Origin of the sequence: Bradyrhizobium sp. 31Argb, assembly GCF_043638955.1 — a bacterium.
Classification (GTDB): domain Bacteria; phylum Pseudomonadota; class Alphaproteobacteria; order Rhizobiales; family Xanthobacteraceae; genus Bradyrhizobium.
In genome coordinates, this window is the sequence record NZ_JBEGDB010000559.1 from 1 (window position 1) to 1,820 (window position 1,820).

General features: G+C 57.3%; 2 protein-coding genes and 1 pseudogene. 2 read left to right on the plus strand and 1 reads right to left on the minus strand.

Going from position 1 to position 1,820, the window contains the following annotated elements:
* Positions 1–86: 86 nt before the first annotated feature.
* Positions 87–416, plus strand: a complete 330-nt coding sequence (locus AAFX91_RS41330) for a transcriptional repressor TraM (RefSeq protein WP_130584339.1) — start codon at positions 87–89, stop codon at positions 414–416.
* An 88-nt stretch (positions 417–504) separates the two neighbouring features.
* Here AAFX91_RS41330 and AAFX91_RS41335 read toward each other — a convergent pair whose 3' ends face one another.
* Positions 505–1,239 carry an autoinducer binding domain-containing protein gene (locus AAFX91_RS41335; protein ID WP_394570311.1) on the minus strand — a complete coding sequence of 245 codons (735 nt, stop codon included), beginning with the start codon at positions 1,237–1,239 and terminating at the stop codon, positions 505–507.
* 147 nt (positions 1,240–1,386) lie between these two features.
* On the opposite strand from AAFX91_RS41335, the pseudogene AAFX91_RS41340 reads away from it, so the two are divergent.
* Positions 1,387–1,706: pseudogene (locus AAFX91_RS41340) on the plus strand (IS110 family transposase); the annotation flags it as partial.
* Positions 1,707–1,820 lie beyond the last annotated feature (114 nt).

Below are 1,820 nucleotides of genomic sequence, written 5' to 3' on the forward strand. Positions count from 1 at the left end.
GGGACCGTCTAATCGCGGTTTTCTAACCCCCGGCTTGGGATCAAGGGGATTATCGTCGGCGGGGGCGCACCGCGGACCTAGTCTGCGTGGGCATTGTGGCATCGAACAATCATGATGAAGCACCCGACGCCGGGCTCAACTGCGAGCTTGAGCACATCTTCGGGGCAATGGGACAACGTGAGCTTGAGCGCCTGACCATCGACGCCATTCGCGAATACCGCGCGAGTATTGCGCTCGCCGAGACGGCCCGATTGCAGCGGCTAGCCGCAGAGGCTGACACTGCCTCTTGTCCCGCAGGTCGAGCAGAGCTCCAACGAATGCATGACCATGCTGAGACCGAGCATCGGGCGCGTCAGCTTGTTCTCAACAGCCTGATCGATCGCCTCGGCTACGTTCCCAAAGTTCCCGCCGGATAATCGTCATGGTAACGAGCTCCCGGCCGGGCGTCGTCGCATAACCTTCGGTCGCGAAGAGCAGGTCGTCGTCCGGTAGTGTCGCGGTGGACTAGATCAACTTCTTCTCCATGGCGATGCGGACGGCTTGCTGAAGATTGCTGGCGCCGAGTTTGTCGCGTGCATTATTCAGATAGCATTGGACCGTTCGTGGCCTGATCCCAAGCAAGTCTGCGATCACATTCATTGACTTGCCGTGTGACGACCAGCTGAGCGAGGTCGCTTCCTGCCTCGACAACGTCACATTCCCTGTTTTGAGGGACGACCCGGACGCTAGGCTGAGGCGGACGTGAATATAGGCAAGCGCCAATGCCGCCTGCATCGGATCCCATGGCGGGACTTCGACCCGCTGCCGATCAGATGCGAGCGTGATCATCGCGGTTCGGCCATAGCTTGATCTGATCGGAATGGAAACCCCGGAACGGATGCCGAAGTCAGTTGCCTCCGAATAGAACTGCTTGATTTCGCGCGAGCTCCGGCGCACGTCGCACTCCTCCGCTGACCAGGCGAACATCCGCATGCTGCGGCGCTTGGCGGTCGTCACGACCGGGTCGATGATCGTATAACGCTTTGCAAAATAGAGGTTCAACCACTCCGCAGGATAGTCGCTGAAGGCAACCGCATCATCGCCGTGAACATGAATGTAGGCATAGCGCTCAAAGCCGGATGAGACAGTAAAACTCTTGATCGCGTTGCGAATGGAGCGCTCGTCGCGTGCCAAATCGACAGCGTCGATCAACCCCTGTAACTGACCATCCAATCTGAGTTCCTCCTCTTCAACTTCCAAGCAAAGCGATCGACCTTTGCTCGTTGCAGGAGCATCCGATTCTGTCATTATTTTGATTTAGTCAGCTTTTCGGAGCGACGCGACGGAATTCAACCTATTTCTCGCTTGCCCTGCTGATCTTCATCCGATTTGTCCTGCGCCAGCCATGAAAGCCACGAAGCGATTCGAGATCTCGTCCTCGCCGCAGTGGCGGCGGTTGACACGCTGCGGGTCCACCGCCAACAGGAGCGCCTTTCATGCTCAAGATGGACGCAGTTAATCTCCGCAAGAAGAGCTGGATGATGCGTTATCTGCGCTGGCTTCAGGAACAGCAGTTCGATCATCCCGCACAGATCGCGCTTCAGGAGATGGTCGAAGCAGTTTCGTATTTTCAGGGAGCGGGTCGAGCGTCCGGAACGCACGATCGAAGAGTTTTGTCCCCTTGGGCTCTGGAACCGCTCGTACGGGCGTTGCAGACCTTGCGGGGATCAATCGGATCGTCGTGATGACATCGCCACCACGACGAGCTAGGGTCTGTTGGGATTCAGGATTCTCATTCGTGCTTGGCTGTGATTCAAGCTTTGGATGGAACGATTCGTTTT